At 35.5% G+C, this 17,525-nt stretch carries 22 protein-coding genes; 8 read left to right on the forward strand and 14 right to left on the reverse strand.

Going from position 1 to position 17,525, the window contains the following annotated elements; all coding sequences use genetic code 11:
• The first annotated feature begins 204 nt into the window (after nucleotides 1–204).
• Entirely contained in the window at nucleotides 205–711 is a 507-nt protein-coding gene (locus ACFSUL_RS09785; RefSeq protein ID WP_071413189.1) for an antibiotic biosynthesis monooxygenase family protein, read from the forward strand.
• 429 nt (nucleotides 712–1,140) lie between these two features.
• On the opposite strand, the gene ACFSUL_RS09790 is transcribed toward ACFSUL_RS09785, so the two are convergent.
• From ACFSUL_RS09790 to ACFSUL_RS09805, 4 genes are all read right to left on the reverse strand, one after another.
• Nucleotides 1,141–1,782, reverse strand: coding sequence for a phosphatase PAP2 family protein (locus tag ACFSUL_RS09790; protein WP_377934896.1), 642 nt, complete (start codon nucleotides 1,780–1,782; stop codon nucleotides 1,141–1,143).
• 231 nt (nucleotides 1,783–2,013) lie between these two features.
• Nucleotides 2,014–2,727 carry an EcsC family protein gene (locus tag ACFSUL_RS09795; protein WP_377934898.1) on the reverse strand — a complete coding sequence of 238 codons (714 nt, stop codon included), beginning with the start codon at nucleotides 2,725–2,727 and terminating at the stop codon, nucleotides 2,014–2,016.
• Between the two features lie 67 nt (nucleotides 2,728–2,794).
• Nucleotides 2,795–4,024: an ABC transporter permease gene (locus tag ACFSUL_RS09800; protein WP_377934900.1), complete on the reverse strand. Its 1,230-nt coding sequence runs from the start codon at nucleotides 4,022–4,024 to the stop codon at nucleotides 2,795–2,797.
• Nucleotides 4,017–4,760 carry an ABC transporter ATP-binding protein gene (locus tag ACFSUL_RS09805; protein WP_377934902.1) on the reverse strand — a complete coding sequence of 248 codons (744 nt, stop codon included), beginning with the start codon at nucleotides 4,758–4,760 and terminating at the stop codon, nucleotides 4,017–4,019. Before ACFSUL_RS09805 ends, ACFSUL_RS09800 begins: the two co-directional genes overlap by 8 nt.
• Before the next feature lie 739 nt (nucleotides 4,761–5,499).
• Here ACFSUL_RS09805 and ACFSUL_RS09810 point away from each other — a divergent pair.
• Both ACFSUL_RS09810 and ACFSUL_RS09815 read left to right on the forward strand, forming a co-directional pair.
• Nucleotides 5,500–5,925, forward strand: coding sequence for an HIT family protein (locus ACFSUL_RS09810; protein WP_377934904.1), 426 nt, complete (start codon nucleotides 5,500–5,502; stop codon nucleotides 5,923–5,925).
• A gap of 205 nt (nucleotides 5,926–6,130) precedes the next feature.
• Nucleotides 6,131–6,664, forward strand: a complete 534-nt coding sequence (locus ACFSUL_RS09815; protein ID WP_377934906.1) for a tryptophan transporter — start codon at nucleotides 6,131–6,133, stop codon at nucleotides 6,662–6,664.
• Nucleotides 6,665–6,727: 63 nt separating this feature from the next.
• Here ACFSUL_RS09815 and ACFSUL_RS09820 read toward each other — a convergent pair whose 3' ends face one another.
• Nucleotides 6,728–6,919, reverse strand: a complete 192-nt coding sequence (locus ACFSUL_RS09820) for a hypothetical protein (RefSeq protein ID WP_071413196.1) — start codon at nucleotides 6,917–6,919, stop codon at nucleotides 6,728–6,730.
• A 165-nt stretch (nucleotides 6,920–7,084) separates the two neighbouring features.
• Here ACFSUL_RS09820 and ACFSUL_RS09825 point away from each other — a divergent pair, with 165 nt between their 5' ends.
• A complete protein-coding gene (locus tag ACFSUL_RS09825; protein ID WP_377934909.1) occupies nucleotides 7,085–7,444 on the forward strand; it encodes a YtxH domain-containing protein in 360 nt (119 codons plus the stop codon).
• 379 nt (nucleotides 7,445–7,823) lie between these two features.
• Nucleotides 7,824–8,399 carry an HTH-type transcriptional regulator Hpr gene (locus ACFSUL_RS09830; protein WP_377934911.1) on the forward strand — a complete coding sequence of 192 codons (576 nt, stop codon included), beginning with the start codon at nucleotides 7,824–7,826 and terminating at the stop codon, nucleotides 8,397–8,399.
• Here the strand turns inward: ACFSUL_RS09830 and ACFSUL_RS09835 are convergent, their stop codons facing one another.
• On the reverse strand, nucleotides 8,400–8,729 hold the full coding sequence (locus ACFSUL_RS09835; protein WP_071413199.1) for a DUF1878 family protein: 330 nt from the start codon (nucleotides 8,727–8,729) through the stop codon (nucleotides 8,400–8,402). It lies immediately after the preceding gene.
• 298 nt (nucleotides 8,730–9,027) lie between these two features.
• Between ACFSUL_RS09835 and ACFSUL_RS09840 the strand changes: the two genes are divergently transcribed.
• The gene (locus ACFSUL_RS09840) at nucleotides 9,028–9,564 is read left to right on the forward strand and encodes a DUF3267 domain-containing protein (RefSeq protein ID WP_377934914.1); all 537 of its coding nucleotides are present in this window, start codon (nucleotides 9,028–9,030) and stop codon (nucleotides 9,562–9,564) included.
• A gap of 239 nt (nucleotides 9,565–9,803) precedes the next feature.
• Nucleotides 9,804–9,983 carry a hypothetical protein gene (locus tag ACFSUL_RS09845; protein WP_377934916.1) on the forward strand — a complete coding sequence of 60 codons (180 nt, stop codon included), beginning with the start codon at nucleotides 9,804–9,806 and terminating at the stop codon, nucleotides 9,981–9,983.
• A gap of 353 nt (nucleotides 9,984–10,336) precedes the next feature.
• On the opposite strand, the gene ACFSUL_RS09850 is transcribed toward ACFSUL_RS09845, so the two are convergent.
• The 5 genes from ACFSUL_RS09850 to ACFSUL_RS09870 all read right to left on the reverse strand — a co-directional run bounded on the left by ACFSUL_RS09850 (nucleotide 10,337) and on the right by ACFSUL_RS09870 (nucleotide 11,217).
• A complete protein-coding gene (locus ACFSUL_RS09850) occupies nucleotides 10,337–10,423 on the reverse strand; it encodes a YjcZ family sporulation protein (RefSeq protein ID WP_084778471.1) in 87 nt (28 codons plus the stop codon).
• Between the two features lie 114 nt (nucleotides 10,424–10,537).
• Complete coding sequence (locus ACFSUL_RS09855) at nucleotides 10,538–10,627, reverse strand: YjcZ family sporulation protein (protein WP_021291215.1); 90 nt, start codon at nucleotides 10,625–10,627, stop codon at nucleotides 10,538–10,540.
• Nucleotides 10,628–10,732: 105 nt separating this feature from the next.
• On the reverse strand, nucleotides 10,733–10,822 hold the full coding sequence (locus tag ACFSUL_RS09860; RefSeq protein WP_071413202.1) for a YjcZ family sporulation protein: 90 nt from the start codon (nucleotides 10,820–10,822) through the stop codon (nucleotides 10,733–10,735).
• A 133-nt stretch (nucleotides 10,823–10,955) separates the two neighbouring features.
• Nucleotides 10,956–11,039, reverse strand: coding sequence for a YjcZ family sporulation protein (locus ACFSUL_RS09865; protein ID WP_032089274.1), 84 nt, complete (start codon nucleotides 11,037–11,039; stop codon nucleotides 10,956–10,958).
• Between the two features lie 88 nt (nucleotides 11,040–11,127).
• Complete coding sequence (locus tag ACFSUL_RS09870; RefSeq protein WP_084778472.1) at nucleotides 11,128–11,217, reverse strand: YjcZ family sporulation protein; 90 nt, start codon at nucleotides 11,215–11,217, stop codon at nucleotides 11,128–11,130.
• Between the two features lie 566 nt (nucleotides 11,218–11,783).
• On the opposite strand from ACFSUL_RS09870, the gene ACFSUL_RS09875 reads away from it, so the two are divergent.
• The gene (locus ACFSUL_RS09875) at nucleotides 11,784–12,758 is read left to right on the forward strand and encodes a peptidylprolyl isomerase (protein WP_377934920.1); all 975 of its coding nucleotides are present in this window, start codon (nucleotides 11,784–11,786) and stop codon (nucleotides 12,756–12,758) included.
• A 326-nt stretch (nucleotides 12,759–13,084) separates the two neighbouring features.
• On the opposite strand, the gene ACFSUL_RS09880 is transcribed toward ACFSUL_RS09875, so the two are convergent.
• The 3 genes from ACFSUL_RS09880 to ACFSUL_RS09890 form a co-directional block, all read right to left on the reverse strand.
• Nucleotides 13,085–13,261 (reverse strand): sporulation YhaL family protein, encoded by a 177-nt coding sequence (locus tag ACFSUL_RS09880; RefSeq protein WP_377934922.1) that lies wholly within the window; start codon nucleotides 13,259–13,261, stop codon nucleotides 13,085–13,087.
• A gap of 85 nt (nucleotides 13,262–13,346) precedes the next feature.
• Nucleotides 13,347–14,288 carry a 3'-5' exoribonuclease YhaM gene (yhaM, locus tag ACFSUL_RS09885; RefSeq protein ID WP_377934924.1) on the reverse strand — a complete coding sequence of 314 codons (942 nt, stop codon included), beginning with the start codon at nucleotides 14,286–14,288 and terminating at the stop codon, nucleotides 13,347–13,349.
• A 249-nt stretch (nucleotides 14,289–14,537) separates the two neighbouring features.
• Complete coding sequence (locus ACFSUL_RS09890) at nucleotides 14,538–17,507, reverse strand: ATP-binding protein (RefSeq protein WP_377934926.1); 2,970 nt, start codon at nucleotides 17,505–17,507, stop codon at nucleotides 14,538–14,540.
• Nucleotides 17,508–17,525 lie beyond the last annotated feature (18 nt).

Raw genomic sequence — 17,525 nt, forward strand, 5'->3', positions numbered from 1 at the left:
TAGAGGGAATTCATCTTTTTCACAGCGAGCTAGCCGCTGGAGCTAGACAACAAGAAAAGCGGAAGCGGCTTGGCTTATGACCTCGAGCCTCTAGTCACTGGAGCTGAGCACCAAAAAAAGATAACTCTACTTATTAGAAAAGTTTACATGTCAAGACTTAGGGAAGAGTATAATAGAAAAAACTACTTACTTGAGGTGACGAATATGAATGTCTACATAACGACAGGTACATACGAGTTTCTGAAATCCATTGAGAAGAAATATAGTAAGGAAAACATTATATTAATGCAAAACGCTGAAACTTCTCTGCTGTTACACGAAACAGAGGGGAAAACTGTTTTTCAGCAACCACGACCATATGAAGTTGTCGATGGTTCTGGCACAATTGAAAATCGTGGCATTGTTGTATGTAACAATATCCCTGTTACCGACGAAGGAAGACCAATCTTTGAATACAGATTTAAAAATCGGGCAGGAAAAGTGGAAAATGCAGACGGATTTATTGCAATAAGAGTTCTTCGTCCATTAGATACGGATACCTATGTCATTTTAACGCAATGGGAAAGTGAAAAAGACTTTATTGGATGGCAAGAATCACAGCAATACGCGAAAGCCCACGAGAAAAAAGAAACGCAAGAAGGAAATGACAGCAACACAACCATTTTTTCAGGAAAATCGTATGTAACGACGTATTCTGTTCCAGAAGAATAGAATTTTCTCTTGGGGTACGACAATTATTTTGACGTTTGGCTGTTTTCGAAAGGCCGTTTGTATGAAAAAAAGTATTTTTAAGCATCGTAAAATCGTTTAGAATAACCAAAACGAATCGATTCTATATCACTTTGGCATCAAATTTGCTTTTTTATAGTAGATGGTGGCGGCTTGGTCTCAGCCGCCATGTAAGTTTTTCGTAAAGAGTGTTGCTTTTTAGCTGAAAACTATGTTGGACCTACTGAGTTGATTGGAGCGAAGGGCTCTTGACTCCTGTAGGATATAGACGAAAAATCGAGACCCGCAGATGAAACAATCCATTGCCTACAAACAAAAAAATTCACAAAAATATCCTTATATTTTTAGTAGGATTCATTACTTGCAGCCCTTGTGAACAAACACAAGGGCTGCAAGTAATGTAATTATGTATTAAACATTTTTAGTCCTCCCCACCGGTCTGACTGTGCTTTTCTTTTTTAGAATTTTGTTTGATGTTTCATAAAGAACTATGCATAAAGTGAAATAAGCATACCCTAATAAAAAACCTGCCAAAACATCTGAAAAATAATGAGCTTTCTCAACAACTCGACTCATCCCAGTAAAAAGTGCTAAAAGGCCTCCACCACCATAAAAAATTAGCTTGACCTTAGTGGACTGTACTTCCTTTGAAATAAAATAGACTAGCAATAACAAGAACACCAACCCCACCATTGCATGACCACTCGGAAAACTAAACCCATCTTCCCCATGCGAAAATGGCGGTCTTTCTCGTTCCACAGTACTCTTCAACAGTTTATTAATGACATTACTACCTGCAACTGCCACCACTACAGTTAGAATTCCTATGTAATCTTTTTTTCGGAACCAAAGATAAAGCATAAGTAAAATACTGATTGTAGCGATTACTAATTCCGTACCGATAATTGAGAACGGTTTTAAAAACATCATATTTTCGAATAAAGAAAAGAAAATACCGTCTCCTCGAACGGTTCCGTTTTGATAAACACTAGTAAAAATAAACAAAAACAAAATAAAGGCGAAACTCGCAAATACATATTGAACTTTTTTCATTCTAAACTCCTTATTATTGGATTTTTTACCAACAGCATCAACTAAATTTTGCTTTTCAAGAAAAACTATTGGTAGATTCCCATGTAGGGGGGAATTAACTTTTTAAATCTAAGAAAGGAAGATTGATCAAAATAAAAAGTGCCGAGCACCTCTCCAATAGTATATAGCACTCCTAACGTAAATGAGTACTATAATTGATTGAACGAGAGCACCGTGGCACTTATCGATTCACTATTCTTTTTCATTAAAGTATCGTATTCTGTAGGCGAATTTGCTTACTTCCCCCAGTTGGTCTAGCAATTGATAATTAGCGTATGCACCTACAACCGCTCCGATTCCTGGAACTAACTGCAGAAGCTTCACGAAATCAATATAATCGCGATATTCTTGTTGAAATACCCGCCAATCCATCTCGACTAATTCTTCCTTCTTTTCATTCCAATTTTCAATAATATCTAGAACTTCCCTTTTACGATTATCACTAGAAAATGCAAGCTGAAACACATAAAGAAGAAATAATCTTTCTTCATAGGTTTTTATATTGTAGCCATGAATAATAGCACACTCACTTAAGTACTTCATTTTTATCGAAAGCAAAAGCGGAAAATCAGCAAGTCCTAGGAAAATACCCCCTGCTCCTGTCCCTGCACCTTCAAGCATGGCGGCCTTCCGATAAAATTCAAGCCTTTCCTCCATGTGTATTTCTCGATTTTGTAATGTGGACTCGGCAACAACCTTTTCTAGCTGAACCCAATCAGCCCCTTTTAACGTAACTTCCACCATGCGCTTAATGCTTTCCGTAACTATCTTGTGTGCTTTTTCAGGAATATAGCTATTTATTTTGACTTGAGCTTGTTTAGACACTCTTTGAAGCATCGATGATTTCTTACTATATTTTCTTTTCCAAGACTCCAACTCTGCACGTTCTTTTTCATTTTCGGTCATTTTTACCTTCCTTCTGGGAGTTTAACTTTAATTAATATACGAAAAACCACAAAAGAAGTTTCAACTATTAATAAAACTTTTCCTCCATTTTCTTTAACCTTTTAACAAGGTAAAACTGACTGAAGAAGATGGAAAATGATAGTCCTGCTAATAATAAAATCAGTCCCTGAAGCCACTCTGCTTTTATAAATAGCGGAAGACTTAGTAAAAATGCTTGAATCATTAATGCTTGATTCATTAACTTTTGAAAAGATGCCGTTTTTATTCCAGCGGGTACCGGATAAATCATTACCCAAATCTTAAAGTCAAACCGTTTATACAATGGAATGATTTGAAAGCCTGTCAAATACATAAACAGGACAAAAATAATGATACTTAACACAAAGGATGAATTGGAATAAATCAAAACAAACGCAATAAGCGTTAGACGGATATATAGACCGAAGTATTCACTCGTCCGTATTAATGAGCGAACATACAAGTACCGAAATGTTTGTCCCTGCTCAAATTTACTGTTGTTCACTAGAAAATCAAGCCATTTTCTCCGGTGAATTTTTCCTTTTAATTTTGGTACATCCGTAAACATATTCGCCATACGGTAAAATAACAGCATCCGTTGTTGCTCAAGATTAATTAACAAGTCCCACTTTAGGCTCTTGTGCTTCGTGACTCGAGCAAAATAATATAGATAGCCAAGCATTACTACAGCCACCACGAGAACAAGCAAAATCGATGCACCTGACGTAATGAGCAATAAAAAGACTCCGTTTAAAGCTAAGCGAACAAGAGTATCTGTCAAATGAATTTCTTTTTCTTGGTACTTCAACATACACCAGCGTGTATATAGATTCCAAAGCTTTAACAAAAGAACTATGCCTAATAACGGAAAAAAACGTTTAAACTCGCTATCCGTAACTTGGACATACATAGGCATTAATGCCGCTAAAACAAGTAACACAATATATGACTGAAAAAGGAAGCTTGTCCATATACCTTTGTGAAAATAACTTTTTAACCTGCCTTCGAGTGGTAATAAAAATACCGAATCTGCTTCTCGCAAAAATGTATAGACTGGACTCCAAGCGAGAATGAAAGCAAGTGTTATACTCATAATCAGTGGAGCAGGGAAACTGCTATCTAATGTTTGAACCCATTGATTATACGTGTAAGCTCCACCACCAAGGGCAAAAATGAGCACAAACAACAAATGATCATTGAACATGTATTTCAAATACTTTCGTAACTCTTGATTATATTCAACGATTCGACTTTTCCACAACTTTGCTATATCATTCATGACGATCTTCTTCCTTTGTTAATTGGATATAAATATCGTCTAATGTAGCATCAGGCATCGCAAATTCTTGTCTAAGCTCTGTTAATGTTCCTTTCGCCCTAATTTCCCCTTCATGTAAAATAATAAAGGAATCACAGTATCTTTCAGCAGTAGCTAGAATATGGGTTGACATTAAAATTCCCGCTCCTGCTTCTTTCATTTCTTCCATCCATTCCAATAACGACTGGATACCTAACGGATCGAGTCCAACAAATGGTTCATCAATAATATATAAGCTTGGTTCAATTAAAAACGCACACATAATCATGACTTTTTGTTTCATTCCTTTTGAAAAATGTGCTGGGAACCACTTAAGCTTTTTCTCCATTCTATATGCCTTTAATAGCTTATCGATTCTATCGTTGTATTGCTCTTCCGATAGACCGTATGCCATTGCAGAAAGTTTCAAATGCTCTTCTAGCGTCAATTCATCATAAAGAATAGGTGTTTCTGGTATGTATGCGAACTGCTTCCGGTATTGATCACTATCTTTTTTTAAACTCGTTCCATTGATGGTAATTTCTCCTTGTTTACTTTCCATCAAACCAATAATATGTTTAATCGTCGTACTCTTACCCGCTCCATTTAATCCAATTAACCCGACAATTTCATTCGAATTAATGGAAAATGAAATATCTTTTAGAACAGGTTTCCTTGTATATCCCCCAACCAAATTTTTTATTTCCAATAGCGACACAGGCAAACGTCCTTTCTAAACCTCTATTTGATTATATTTTAGCAAAATTCTTTGTGAAAAACACAAACAAAAAGGTTGTTTTCGTAAAGTTTGTTGTTGGTGAGTAATGGACCATTTCTCTCCACTGCAGGCACTTGCTTTTCACTCCAGCCCACTTTACGTTTTCGACTATTGTTAAAAGCAAAAACCTTTTAGAAAACATCCTAAAAAAAATAATAGTTTGCGTTATATATTTTTTATTTTTGGTTATCATAACTAGTGAAGGGGCAAGGCAATAAGTAAAACGGGGTGGTTGTTAAAGATTGTCACCGATTTTCCCTATTGTTTGCACCATGAAAGAAAAGAAATGAACGTTTTCTGTAGTGAATGACATGCACCAATTTCGTCATAAACGATAAATGAGGTGTTTATCAAAGACAATATCACTGATTCTTTCGTCTGTAGCGTAAAAGCAAAGACAAAAGGGGATGGTTGTTTTGAACCAGGTCATTCGTTAACTTAGATAATCTAACTTCTAATGCATTAAGCAAATGAGGTGTTTATCGCAGGACAGAAACGCATTATCTCAACTTTCATATAGTAACCCCTTCAAAAGAGGCAGGACATTCGTTCCTGTCTCTTCTTTATTGTTTAATTCTAGTGAGCTCACCAAGCCGCTTTCACTTTTCTTATTTTATTTTCAAAACCTTCACTCTATGTTAAGATACATAACAATAATATACTGAAAGGTGGAAAAAGTATGTCGGATTGTATTTTCTGCAAAATAATTAATGGGGAAATCCCTTCCTCTAAGGTTTATGAAGATGAACATGTGTTTGCTTTCCTTGATATTAGCCAAGTAACAAAAGGGCATACATTACTTATTCCGAAAGTACATAAAGAAAATGTTTACGAATTGACTCCCGAAATTGCACAACATATTTTTTCTGTCACTCCAAAAATCGCTAATGCTATCAAAGAAGAATTCAATCCTATTGGCTTAAATTTACTAAATAATACTGGGGAAGAAGCAGGACAATCTGTTTTCCATTTCCACCTCCATTTCATCCCTCGTTACGGCAAGGGCGACGGATTTGGCGCAGTTTGGAAAACACATAATGACGAATATACTCCTGAGGATCTTCAACAAATTGCTGGGGATATAGGAAAACATATTAAAGGTTAATTTTTTAGGTAGACCCATACATTATGCATGCATAATGTATGGGTCTACCTATTTTATTCTCACAAGAAATGGCATATATAGTCGAAAATATTATTTTCTATCCATTTACCATTATGATATAATAGTCCTAACTTTTCGCTAACGGCAATGAGTGCACGTTAGGAGAAGCTTTTTTCAGACTAGTTTAGACGAGGAGAGATGAGAAATGAATACAAAAACATTAGTGTCCCTTTCTTTATTAACAGGGATCGGAGCTGTTCTTCATGCAGTAATTCCTGGGGTTTTTCTAGGAATGAAACCAGACATGATGCTAACTATGATGTTTTTAGGGATTATTTTATTCCCTAACAAGAAAAATGTGTTACTGCTTGGAATTTTAACAGGTGTCATTTCTGGATTGACAACACAATTCCCTGGAGGTTTTGTTCCAAACCTAATTGATAAACCAGTTACAGCTTTTCTATTTTACGGTTTATATCTACTAACACAAAAGTATAGCCATTCCATATTAGGTGCATCTGTATTGACGGCAGTAGGTACAATTATTTCCGGAACTGTATTTTTGCTATCCGCTTTCTTCTTAGTGGGATTGCCTGGAGCATTTGTAGCGTTATTCGCTGCTGTTGTTCTTCCTGCGACAATAGTAAATGCTGGCGCAATGTTTGTTGTTTATCCAATTATTACTAGCGTATTAAAACGCACTACTATTTCAGAAGCAGTAACAGAAAATGCAAGTTAATATCCAAAAGGACTGGAATTAATTTTCCAGTCCTTTTTTGTACTCATTATATAAAACCTTTATTTACATGACAGTCAAAAACAAAATAGCTAACAATAACGCTGCTCCTCCACTACCTCCCAGTACCATTGCACGCTTTTTTAAGATTTTTTTTGGAGGATACATGCCAGGTCTACGGGAAGCTGATAAATAATGGAGCATTCCAAAAAATAAAACAGCACTTAAAGCGAAAAATCCAAATATTAAACCGTCCATCGCTATCCCTCCATTCAAGCCGCTTCGCCTTAACTTCTTTTCATCATTATATGCACAAAATTATTGATATATGAGGCAGACGACTGTTTTCGACATTGTTAAAATGGAAGGATATTTGTGTTTTCATGTAGAAGTTATACTTATGAATACTATGAGGTGATAAATTTGAAAGCTAAATCTCTATTTTACGGAATAGTCGCCGGAAGCATCATCGGTTCGGTTTCCATACTGCTAACCACCCCTTCTTCAGGAAAAGAAATAAGAACAGAATTGAAAAATACCAAAGATGAATGGAGCCTTATGCTTAATGAGTTGAAGTATAATCTTAGAAAACTGATTAATTCCATTCAATTTTTATCAAAAGAAGGAAAAGACGCAGCCAAGGAGCTTACTACAGACTTAAAAAGTTCCATTGAGCAATGGAAACAAAGCACAGAACCAAACAATAACAATCTACAAAATGAAATTACCAACATCCAAAAGACAATCGAAGAGCTAGAAGAAAAATTAAATAAGAATCAATAAGCAAAAGCCAGCTTAAGTAGTGGGGCGAGCTGGCTTTTATGAAAAAGTCTATTGGAACTAACCATAGACAATTCCAATAAAGTGAAACTTCAACAAAAAACAAAAATTTATACTTCTTTAGTAAACAAAAACAAGGGTACACAATCTTGAACTATTAAACAACAACAGTGAATAGCAAAGACTTTTCAGGTCCATTATTTTAAATTAATAAGAAAAAAGATTCCGATTCTAAAGATTTCGTCAATTTTGACCTTTATTAATTTTTATTTTATTGGCATAATAAAAGATAAGCGCTTTCTTTTACAAAAAAGTACATTGCATCGAGCTGTATATAAGGTCATCTTATAAAAAAGATTTCTTAGCAAAGTGGGGGTATGGGATGAACGAGAAAGAATTTTCAATGAAAGAAGCAATGATTTTCAGTCAACGAATGGCACAGTTAAGTAAAGCACTATGGAAAGCAATTGAAAAAGATTGGCAACAATGGATTAAACCTTATGACTTAAATATTAATGAACATCACATCTTATGGATTTCCTACCATTTAAAAGGAGCATCTATTTCTGATGTAGCGAAGTTCGGAGTTATGCATGTATCGACAGCCTTTAACTTTTCCAAAAAACTCGAGGAACGCGGACTTCTCGTTTTCTCTAAAAGAGAAAACGATAAACGAAATACGTATATTCAACTGACGGATAAAGGGGAGAATGTATTATTAGAACTAATTGAGAACTATGACCCCAAAAAACATTCCATTTTTGAAGGCGTTAAGCCCTTAAAAGAATTATATGGAAAATTCCCTGAAATGATCGAGATGATGACAGTAGTCAAAAATATTTACGGAAACGACTTCATGGAAATATTCGAAAAATCCTTCCATAATCTTGAATCTGATTTCACAGAGATAGATGGAAAACTTATTCAAATAGAGGAAGATGAAGAAGAACTAGCCTGACTAGAGATTCTTCTTCAATTGCAGCATAAGGTTCGTATAAATCTTTTGCTTTAGACAGCTTTCAATAACTTCCACAACGTTCAGTTTAACAGGGATGTTAAGTTGAAACTCTTTAAAAAGCGGAGTGTAATAGACAAATTCTTCCGCTTTTTGTTCTTTCCTTTTCTTGTTCAATCTATCACATAACTGGTAGAAACTCTCCACTTCTTGCTTTGTAAGTCCATGCTCAATAATTAAACAATAGAATGGGTATCTGTCTTTTGAAACCATTTCCGCTAATAACTTTTGATAATATTCAAGTTTTTCTAGCCTTTTTACTAACTCATCCATTTACTTCACCATTTTCTAATAAATATCTTCCATTCCTTTTACGAGCTAACTCCTTTGACATAGCTCTTAGCCATTAACAGGAATCTCCACTAAATTTACTATTATACTAACTATTTCGGTAAAAAACTTCCTATTCCTTCCCCTTTTTTTAGTATCCGAAACACATTATAAAATGGTCATATATTTCCCGTAAAAAATCAATGTAAAAAACCTATTGATTTTTTTATACAATCATCGTAAAGTATGTTAAGCATCATTTGATACTATATTTTCATCGTCTGGAATGGAGGCGATTTTTATGCATTGTTGGAAAACAATTAATCTAGAAAAGCAATTTGGGTTTTACCGAGTGTTTTTACTTTCCTGTCTTACCATGATGATGGTATTCTCTATTATATATGTACCAATCGATTTATTTTTTTCTAAGTCACTATACGATAATCATTTATTGACATTTATGGTCGGACTACTTAGTATTTACCCTTTGCATAAATTTTTTCATTTACTGCCATTTATGCCTTATGCAAGACAAATAAAGTGTAAGTGCCTAAGGAAACTTCAGATAGTTCCTATTGTTTCCTTGCGTGTTGATCTGCCAATTTCGAAGTACCGTTATATAGTTGCACTTATTTCACCATTTATTATTATTAATAGTACACTATTGCTTGGTTGTATATATTTTACTCACCATGCCCATTATTTTACTATTCTATTAGCCTATCATACAGGAATTTGTGCTATTGACTTAATTTATGCAAAACAGTTAATGTATTCACCAAAAAATGCTTTAATTGAAGAAAATGATGATGGATTTGAAATTTTAATTTTTCAATAAGCACAGACACTTCTATTATCGTAAATTTTCAGTCGAAAAATTCGGAGCGTTACATTAGCGCTCTTAATCGTAGTGTAATGTTACGTTTTCACGAGAAAAGTTAATGGCCAATAATTAAAATAGTATAGATTCTGGTCATCTTTTCTATAATTACCAACTATTCGGCAAATCTCGCTCTACCATTCATGTCAATATTTTGGTATCGTATAGCTTAGAGGAGATAACGGGGAGGGGTTTAGATGATCTCCATGTTTATAATTTTTTCAGTTTTCATTTTATATTTTATTAATAAAATGACAAATGCACTTTGCCTTCAAAAGGAAATCCCTGAGGAGCGAGTACCTAAGGTATTTAGAACAATTAATATCCTAATAACTATTTTACTTGTTTCATCATATGTTGAAATTCTTTATACATAAGATTAACTATGAAATCTTATTGAATCCCTAGCTGCTGGAACTATACTCCTTGCGGTTTTGGCATAGCCTTAAAAATCGGCTAATCACTTTTAGATAGACAAAAATAATTCCATTAAGGGCCGCTTTTAACATGGAAGTTTTTATTGTTCTCTAAAGTGCACACTATTGGCTTGTAACAATAACGCCAATTCTAACTGACAACGTTAAAGTGAAACTTCGATCAGTGTAAGTCACTGGTAAGTTAATACAAGGAAAATAAAGCAGACTGGAAATCTTTCTAGTCTGCTTTGTTTTTCTATATTCTTTAAAAGTAAGTCTTCCCGCTCAGGAAAAATGACTTTCCTAGTTTCTACTTAACATACGTATGCTGCGCCAATGATAATTAATAAAATAAATAATACTACGATTAACGCGAATCCTCCGCCATATCCTCCAGACATGTACGTCTCCCCCTATCTTCAAAAAGGTCTTAAAATGATAAGTATGGCAAGGAGAAGGAATATTGCTCCCCTTCACCTTGCCTTTCCTCTAAAAGATCCAAAAGTGGTGCTAAATTACAGCCATGCTGCACCTACGATAATTAACAAGATAAACAATACTACGATTAACGCGAATCCTCCGCCGTATCCATATCCTCCAGACATGTGCACTTCCTCCTTTCCTAAATAGATTGAAAAAATACTTCCTTTGGCAAAAGATTACCTTTAGCAGTACCTTTGCTTTCATGAATGATTTCACTAAAGGCTAAATTACAGCCATGCTGCACCTACAATAATTAATAAGATAAACAATACTACGATTAACGCGAATCCTCCGCCGTAACCATATTCTCCAGACATGTGCGCTTCCTCCTTTCCTAAAGAAAAAATTCTCCTTTTGGATTAGTAAAGCAAGAGGGCCTGCTCTTAACAAAGTAGGAACTTAGCCCTTCTCTTGCCCATTTCCTAGGGAGTTTCTCAGGATGAGGCTAAATTATAGCCATGCTGCACCTACGATAATTAACAAGATGAACAATACTACGATTAACGCGAATCCTCCGCCGTATGCGTTACCCATAACTTTCCACCTCCTTTAGAAGCGCTAATTTATCCTATTCAAGTTGGGTTATATTCGTTTAGGCATCTGTCACAAATGATCAAATTTATTAGTATAGATACGCTGCACCTACGATAATTAATAAGATGAACAGTACTACGATTAAGGCAAAACTAGGGGTATATTCTTGGTCCATCATTATCCCTTCCTTTTACCTAGTGCCATAGGATCGAGGCTAAAAACTCGGAGTCTTTTTATTTGGCTCTTTTCTCGTAGATTGTTGTTTTTACTTATAAATTTAGCCCGTTGATTTCCGCTACGGACACAAGACTCCTCGGGGAGGAATGGAAGCCTCTTTGAAAAGCGGAAGCGGCTTGCCTAGCTCGTGAAGAAAATAGGAAAATTTCCTAAAGGCGTCCTTCACCTTTTGGGAATTTTATCTTTTTCACAACGAGCTAGACACTCAGCTTCGCCTGCGGGGTCTCCCCCTCCCTCTCTTCCTGAGGGAGTGCCCTCTGCTCCAATCAACTCAGTAGGTTAAACTTATTTTTCCGTTAAAAAGCAACAAACTTTATGAAAATAGCCTTTTATTTGTATCTCCGCTTATATCCTATGAATGAAATGTTATTGTGGTTGTAGCAAACGCCTAATTTTAGTAAATCCTCATTAATAAAAATATTTTTACTCAATGAGAAACTATGATATAGTATGTTTTGTAGATTTTGACAGGTCTTGCTAGGAATATAAATATAGGAGTTGTTTTTCATGAAAAAATGGATAATGTCGGTTTCACTAGCAGCGGGTGTAATAGGACTTGCTGGCTGTAGTGGAGACGGTGCGGAAAACAGTGATGTTGTAGCAGAGACGAAAGCTGGAGACGTAACACAAGAAGAGCTTTATAGTGCAATGAAGGAAAAATTTAGCCCTCAAATGCAGCAAGCACTACAAGAACTAGTGTATTCTAAAGTTTTAGCAGAGGAATATAAGGTTTCTAAAGATGAGGTTGAAGAAAAGTTTAATGAGTCAAAAGACCAACTTGGACCTCAATTTGAAATGTTCCTTTCGCAATACAACTTAACCGAAGATTCATTTAAAGATTACTTGAAGCTTCAACTACTTCAAGAGAAAGCTGCAACAGCTGATATTAAAATTTCTGATAAAGAACTAAAAGAGTATTATGAAAACTGGAAACCTGATATTGAAGTTCGCCATATTTTAGTGGATGACGAAAAAACAGCGAAGGAAGTTAAACAAAAACTTGCAGACGGCGGAAAGTTTGAAGAACTTGCAACAGAATATTCAAAAGATCCCGGCTCTGCTCAAAACGGTGGGAGTCTGGGTTGGGTAGACAACCAAGGACGTCAAAACTTTGTTCCAGCATTCACAGAAGCGTTGGATAAATTGGAAGTAAATAAAGTAAGTGAACCAATTAAATCGGAATATGGCTATCACATTATTGAAATTACCGATAAAAAAGAAAAAAAATCTTTCGACGAAATGAAAGATGCTTTGAAAAAGGAATTAAAGCTATCAAAAGTTACACCTGAAAAAATTCAAGAAGCAATGAAACGTGAAATTGAAAAAGCTGACTTGAACATCCAAGATAAAGATCTTAAGAAAACGTTTGATCAAGTATTAAATCCTCCGACTACACCTGAAGGCGGAGAAGCTCCTGCTACGGAAGAAGAAGGAACAAACGAGGAACAAAAAGAGGATACTACTGAAAAAGATAAAGAGTAGTGGACAAGCAGTAAAAATGACCTTTAAAAGGGTCAGTCTTTTCTAAGTATCTGCCAATTACTTACGGTGCGGCCCTCTACCAATGGGCCACTTTGTTGAAGCAGTAAGTATATCATTCTTTTTTAGAAAAAGAGTGGGGACAGCCCCCTTTGCCTCTAGGATGAGTATGCAGATCATCCTTGTAGTTGGCAGACGGGGGCTGTCCCCTTATTTATTTAAACAAATGATTTACACACTATCACAGCCTAACAAATTCTTTGTAGATGGGTACTGACACCGCAATGCAGTTAGCAGTTCCTCATTCAAACTGCGACGTACTATTTTTATCAAGAAAGCTGTCGTTTCTTCTCTTTCTCCTGCTCCATCCGTTTTATATATACTTCTCCTTCTTTTTCAATCCACTCATCTTCCATATTCTTTTCGTCTTTTGCAGATTTGATTGTCATAAATGCACTTACAAAAATTCCAACGACGATGAAATACATCCAAATTGGTAGTGACATTGCTATATCTCCTCCTAGGTTTGTCCTAATTACTATTACTATATGAAAAGAAAAGAAAAAAAATGACTTCCATTGAAGGAAGTCATCATTTGTGGAAAATTGGTTTATAAAACGAGCGATTGTCTAGTGCAAATACTCGCTCGGAGAATTCACCCGGCTTAACACGTTTCAAAGTCCTGTCCAGCATATTCATTTTTGCATCAACATTATCGATATAATGAAGCATTTCAGCTTCTTTAATAAGCGGAGGCTTTGGACTACCCCATTCTGCTTTACCATGGTGACTCAATACGAGGTGTTTCAATACCATAACCTCTTCCCCTTCAATTCCTAGCTCATCTGCTGCTTTGCCGATTTCATTCACCATGATTGTAATATGTCCAAGCAAGTTACCCTCGATAGTGTATGTCGTCGAAGTCGGTCCAGATAATTCCATCACTTTTCCCAAGTCATGAAGTATCACACCGGCGTAAAGAAGATCTCGATCAAGTGAAGGGTATAATGTCCCGATAGCTTTCGAAAGATCTAACATAGATACTACATGGAATGCTAGTCCTGAGACAAACTCATGATGATTCTTCGTAGCTGCTGGATATTCAAGAAACGGTTTTTGATACTTATTCAATAAATGTCGAGTAATACGTTGGATATTTGGATTTTGCATTTCAAATATGTATTGAGTTATTTTTTCAATCATTTCCTCGATGCTTAAAGGAGCTGTCTCAAGGAAATCAGAGATTTTGAAGCCATCACTGGAAGCCGCAGGTCGGATTTTCTTAATTTTCAGCTGACTTCTCCCTCGATAGCTTTGAATGTCCCCTGCAACTTTTACGATTGTTTCAGGCTGAAAATTTTTTTCATCCGTCTCAGAAGCATCCCACAATTTCGCTTCCATTTCTCCACTTTTATCTTGGAAAATAATCGTTAAGAAAGGTTTACCTGTATTGGTTGTTCCTTTCGTTACCTGCTTGATTAACAAATATAATTCGATTGTTTCCCCGACATCATAATGAGTAATTCCTTTCATGCTCACTGCTCCTTCACAACTTTTTGTCCCGCGTTAACAGGTAGTTAACCCCTCCTCCTCAAAGTTTAATCAATTAAAGAAGGATAGGTGAAGAGATAACTGCCCATAAACGCCCGATTGGTTCCACTAACAATCAGTGGGGAAGGAGAAACCCCCATTGATTGAAGCTTCACTTTATTACTGACAGTATACCACATTTAGTAGGCTAAATTAGTAGTGAAACTCTAGCAATTTCGAGTATATATCCTGTTATACATTCGCAACCTTCGACGTCAGTTTTTTCATTAATACTACCTCACCTTTAGAAAATTGATCCCGTACATGAGAATGACAAGTTAACAGTATAATTTGATTTGATGCTTCAAGTTTGCGAATGACCTTACCAAATGCCTCTGTTCTATACAAATCAAAGTTCACAACACCATCATCTATTATAATTGGAAACGGATGTGTCTCCGTAAAGGATTGAACAAGAGCAAGTCGGATGGCAAGATAAAGTTGCTCTTTTGTGCCTTGGCTTAACTCAATCGCCTTATACCGAGTTCCCTCTGCTTCCTCTACTTCTATCATTTCTTCTCCTTGCAGTATGACTCGGTTATACTTTCCATCTGTTAATTGATAAAAATTTCTTTCCGACAACTCAATCAATTGGGGCAGTTTTGTTTCTTTATAATGATGGATTGTTTTTTGAAAAACATGCTGGGCCATAGAATACTTGCTCCATTGAAGTGCAAGTTCTTTTAGCTCTGCTTTTTTTTCTTCAAATTTGTGAAGTGTTTCGGCATGTTGATTTCCTTCTTCGAGAATAGATAGTTCATATTTAATTTCTGCCAACCGTTTTTGGTTATTTTTAATAGTAGATAAAACAGCTTCAAGAGACCTTTCCGTTTCTTTTTTTGCTTTTTCTACATCCTGTTTGGTTGAAAAGGTTTTGTACAGATTATATATATCACGGTTAATTTGCGTATTCATCATTCTTTGACGTTGAACTAATACTTCTCGTTCTCTCGCCTCTTCTGCAATCTTTCTAAACTCTTCTTCATCTGTTGCTTGTGCAGACTTAAACAATTTCTCCATTTCTTGTACAAGCTTCCTTTTCTCTGTTTCCTTTTGTCTTATTTCCACCTTTAGAGGTTCCGCTTCTTCTGAAAGTCTTTCCAATATCATTTTTTTCTTTTCGACTTCTTGGAGAAAGGACTTTAGTTTAATTAATGCTTCCTCTACTGTTACAAATGAAATATTTAATGGCAACAGGCTTTTTTCTATTTTCCTTTGAAAGTTTGTTACCTTTTCTTGAAGATGATTCTTCTCTTCAAGATATCTTTCTCTTTTCTCAAATAGACCAATAAGCTCCTTTATTTTATGAAATGCTTCCTTCATCCATCTCCATTCAAACTCAGTGGGAAGTAATAAATTCTCCCGTATCGTTTCTATTTCCGTTTCTACTTTTTCAAGTTCAACGTTCATATCTGCCTTTTCTTTCATTATTCTTTGCAATTTCTCTTGTTGCTGTTCTAAGTGAATAATCAATTGTTTCCAATTATTTCGAAGTTCTACTTGTTTATTTAGCTTTTCCTCTTGTTCTTGAAGCGAAGAAGAATGTTTACCCTCATTTGTAAGTTTAGAACGTAATTCATCCGCTGCTTTTTCTAATTGTACTAAATGAGCATCCCCTTGCTTTCGATTTGATTTATTCACATACCCATTCCAAACAATAAAAGAAAATACAGACAGCGCGAGGCCAGATAGCAACCAATTCGTTTCGATTATCCCCCACGCTATCATACACAACAGCAGTATCGCTGCTACCGGCATACCAATACTCATTGAAGGCTTTTTATGTCGATTCCTATTAGTTGATTTTATTTGCTGCTCTGTCCAGTCGAGCTGCTGCCTTATACTACTTACCGATGATTGTTGTTTTACTGATTGTTGCAACACTTTGTATTCCTCTTCACTCAAGAGTTGAGACTCAATTTCCTCACATTGCTTTTCTGTTTTATGAAGCTCCTTTTTTTCTGTCTCAAGAGAAGTCATTAACACTTGTTTACTATTTTCTAATGTTAGTTTTCGATCAATAAAGCGGTTAATTTTTTCTGATACAATCAAGCTTGTATCTATTTCAGGAACATCATTTACATTGATACCTAGACCCAATTCTCGAATTATGTCTTTTTGTTTATCGGTTACCTGCTGAATTTCCCGCTCATGATCGATAATTTGATCTTGCCACTTTATAAATAACGGCTGTTGGTCTAAATACTGTTGTAATTGTCCAATTGGCTCCGGTAGGTGACTGTCCTGCTTATGTATATCAAGTTTTCTTTGTATTAATTCTTGCTTTTCCAATAGCGTTTCAAGGTATGCTTCTAACACTCTGCTTTCCCTTTTTAATTCATTCAGTCTCTCTAATCCATTTACAGGAAAGTCCTTTTTTTGTAAAGAAGCTAATTTTGCACTATCTGTATGATATTCCTCTAATAGCTCCCAGTTTTCCATAAGAAACACCAGAGAGGAGTGAACATTTTGGTATTGTTCCTTATCATTGTCTGCTTTCTCTAATGCCTTTAGCATGCTTTTTCGTTCATTTAATAAATATGTATATTGGTCATTCTTTTCTTTTGTATTCTTGATTTCTTTTTCTAGTTGTTTTAACTCTACTAGCATTTTATTGATGGTAGGTTTTCGTCCCGCTTTTTTGAAAAGAGTATCCATCTCTTTTTTCCAACTTGTTTCCATTTGAAATAATCGATCAGTTCCAGCTGCACCAGCACTAAACAAATATCTGTTTAACTCTTCCTCTTTTAAACGGTGAATATTTTGCAAGCCTTCCAGATTAAAAGAAAATATTGCTGAATATGTTTGCTGATCGACGTTTCCAAGTAATTTTTCTAATGTTTTTTCACCTTCCACTCTACCATCTTCAAATGTAACCGTTACATCTCCCGTAGCTTTTCCTTTTAATCGTTCAATTGTAACTTTTCCTTCTTTCTTAAACATACAAACAAGTTTCCCACCGTATTTAGAAGAATACTTCGGTTCATAGCGGGGCTCAGACTGTTGCTTTGTCGGAAAGCCAAATAATATACTATGTATAAAGGACATTATTGTAGACTTTCCTGCTTCATTTTCACCATAAAACACTTGAAGCCTCTCTAAGTTAAAATGGATATTTTCTAATTTTCCGTAGCCATAAATATGTACTTCTGCAATTTTCAATGTTACACCTCATTTCTA

It is taken from the genome of Bacillus seohaeanensis (assembly GCF_042684945.1).
Lineage (GTDB): Bacteria > Bacillota > Bacilli > Bacillales > Bacillaceae_B > Rossellomorea > Rossellomorea seohaeanensis.

What these genes read in the sequence shown, in the direction of transcription:
- ACFSUL_RS09785 (WP_071413189.1), top strand. Translation starts at nt 205, where the DNA reads ATGAATGTCTACATAACGACAGGTACATACGAGTTTCTGAAATCCATT.
- ACFSUL_RS09790 (WP_377934896.1), bottom strand. Translation starts at nt 1,782, where the DNA reads ATGAAAAAAGTTCAATATGTATTTGCGAGTTTCGCCTTTATTTTGTTT.
- ACFSUL_RS09795 (WP_377934898.1), bottom strand. Translation starts at nt 2,727, where the DNA reads ATGACCGAAAATGAAAAAGAACGTGCAGAGTTGGAGTCTTGGAAAAGA.
- ACFSUL_RS09800 (WP_377934900.1), bottom strand. Translation starts at nt 4,024, where the DNA reads ATGAATGATATAGCAAAGTTGTGGAAAAGTCGAATCGTTGAATATAAT.
- ACFSUL_RS09810 (WP_377934904.1), top strand. Translation starts at nt 5,500, where the DNA reads ATGTCGGATTGTATTTTCTGCAAAATAATTAATGGGGAAATCCCTTCC.
- ACFSUL_RS09815 (WP_377934906.1), top strand. Translation starts at nt 6,131, where the DNA reads ATGAATACAAAAACATTAGTGTCCCTTTCTTTATTAACAGGGATCGGA.
- ACFSUL_RS09820 (WP_071413196.1), bottom strand. Translation starts at nt 6,919, where the DNA reads ATGGACGGTTTAATATTTGGATTTTTCGCTTTAAGTGCTGTTTTATTT.
- ACFSUL_RS09830 (WP_377934911.1), top strand. Translation starts at nt 7,824, where the DNA reads ATGAACGAGAAAGAATTTTCAATGAAAGAAGCAATGATTTTCAGTCAA.
- ACFSUL_RS09835 (WP_071413199.1), bottom strand. Translation starts at nt 8,729, where the DNA reads ATGGATGAGTTAGTAAAAAGGCTAGAAAAACTTGAATATTATCAAAAG.
- ACFSUL_RS09840 (WP_377934914.1), top strand. Translation starts at nt 9,028, where the DNA reads ATGCATTGTTGGAAAACAATTAATCTAGAAAAGCAATTTGGGTTTTAC.
- ACFSUL_RS09845 (WP_377934916.1), top strand. Translation starts at nt 9,804, where the DNA reads ATGATCTCCATGTTTATAATTTTTTCAGTTTTCATTTTATATTTTATT.
- ACFSUL_RS09850 (WP_084778471.1), bottom strand. Translation starts at nt 10,423, where the DNA reads ATGTCTGGAGGATATGGCGGAGGATTCGCGTTAATCGTAGTATTATTT.
- ACFSUL_RS09855 (WP_021291215.1), bottom strand. Translation starts at nt 10,627, where the DNA reads ATGTCTGGAGGATATGGATACGGCGGAGGATTCGCGTTAATCGTAGTA.
- ACFSUL_RS09860 (WP_071413202.1), bottom strand. Translation starts at nt 10,822, where the DNA reads ATGTCTGGAGAATATGGTTACGGCGGAGGATTCGCGTTAATCGTAGTA.
- ACFSUL_RS09865 (WP_032089274.1), bottom strand. Translation starts at nt 11,039, where the DNA reads ATGGGTAACGCATACGGCGGAGGATTCGCGTTAATCGTAGTATTGTTC.
- ACFSUL_RS09870 (WP_084778472.1), bottom strand. Translation starts at nt 11,217, where the DNA reads ATGATGGACCAAGAATATACCCCTAGTTTTGCCTTAATCGTAGTACTG.
- ACFSUL_RS09875 (WP_377934920.1), top strand. Translation starts at nt 11,784, where the DNA reads ATGAAAAAATGGATAATGTCGGTTTCACTAGCAGCGGGTGTAATAGGA.
- ACFSUL_RS09880 (WP_377934922.1), bottom strand. Translation starts at nt 13,261, where the DNA reads ATGTCACTACCAATTTGGATGTATTTCATCGTCGTTGGAATTTTTGTA.
- yhaM (WP_377934924.1), bottom strand. Translation starts at nt 14,288, where the DNA reads ATGAAAGGAATTACTCATTATGATGTCGGGGAAACAATCGAATTATAT.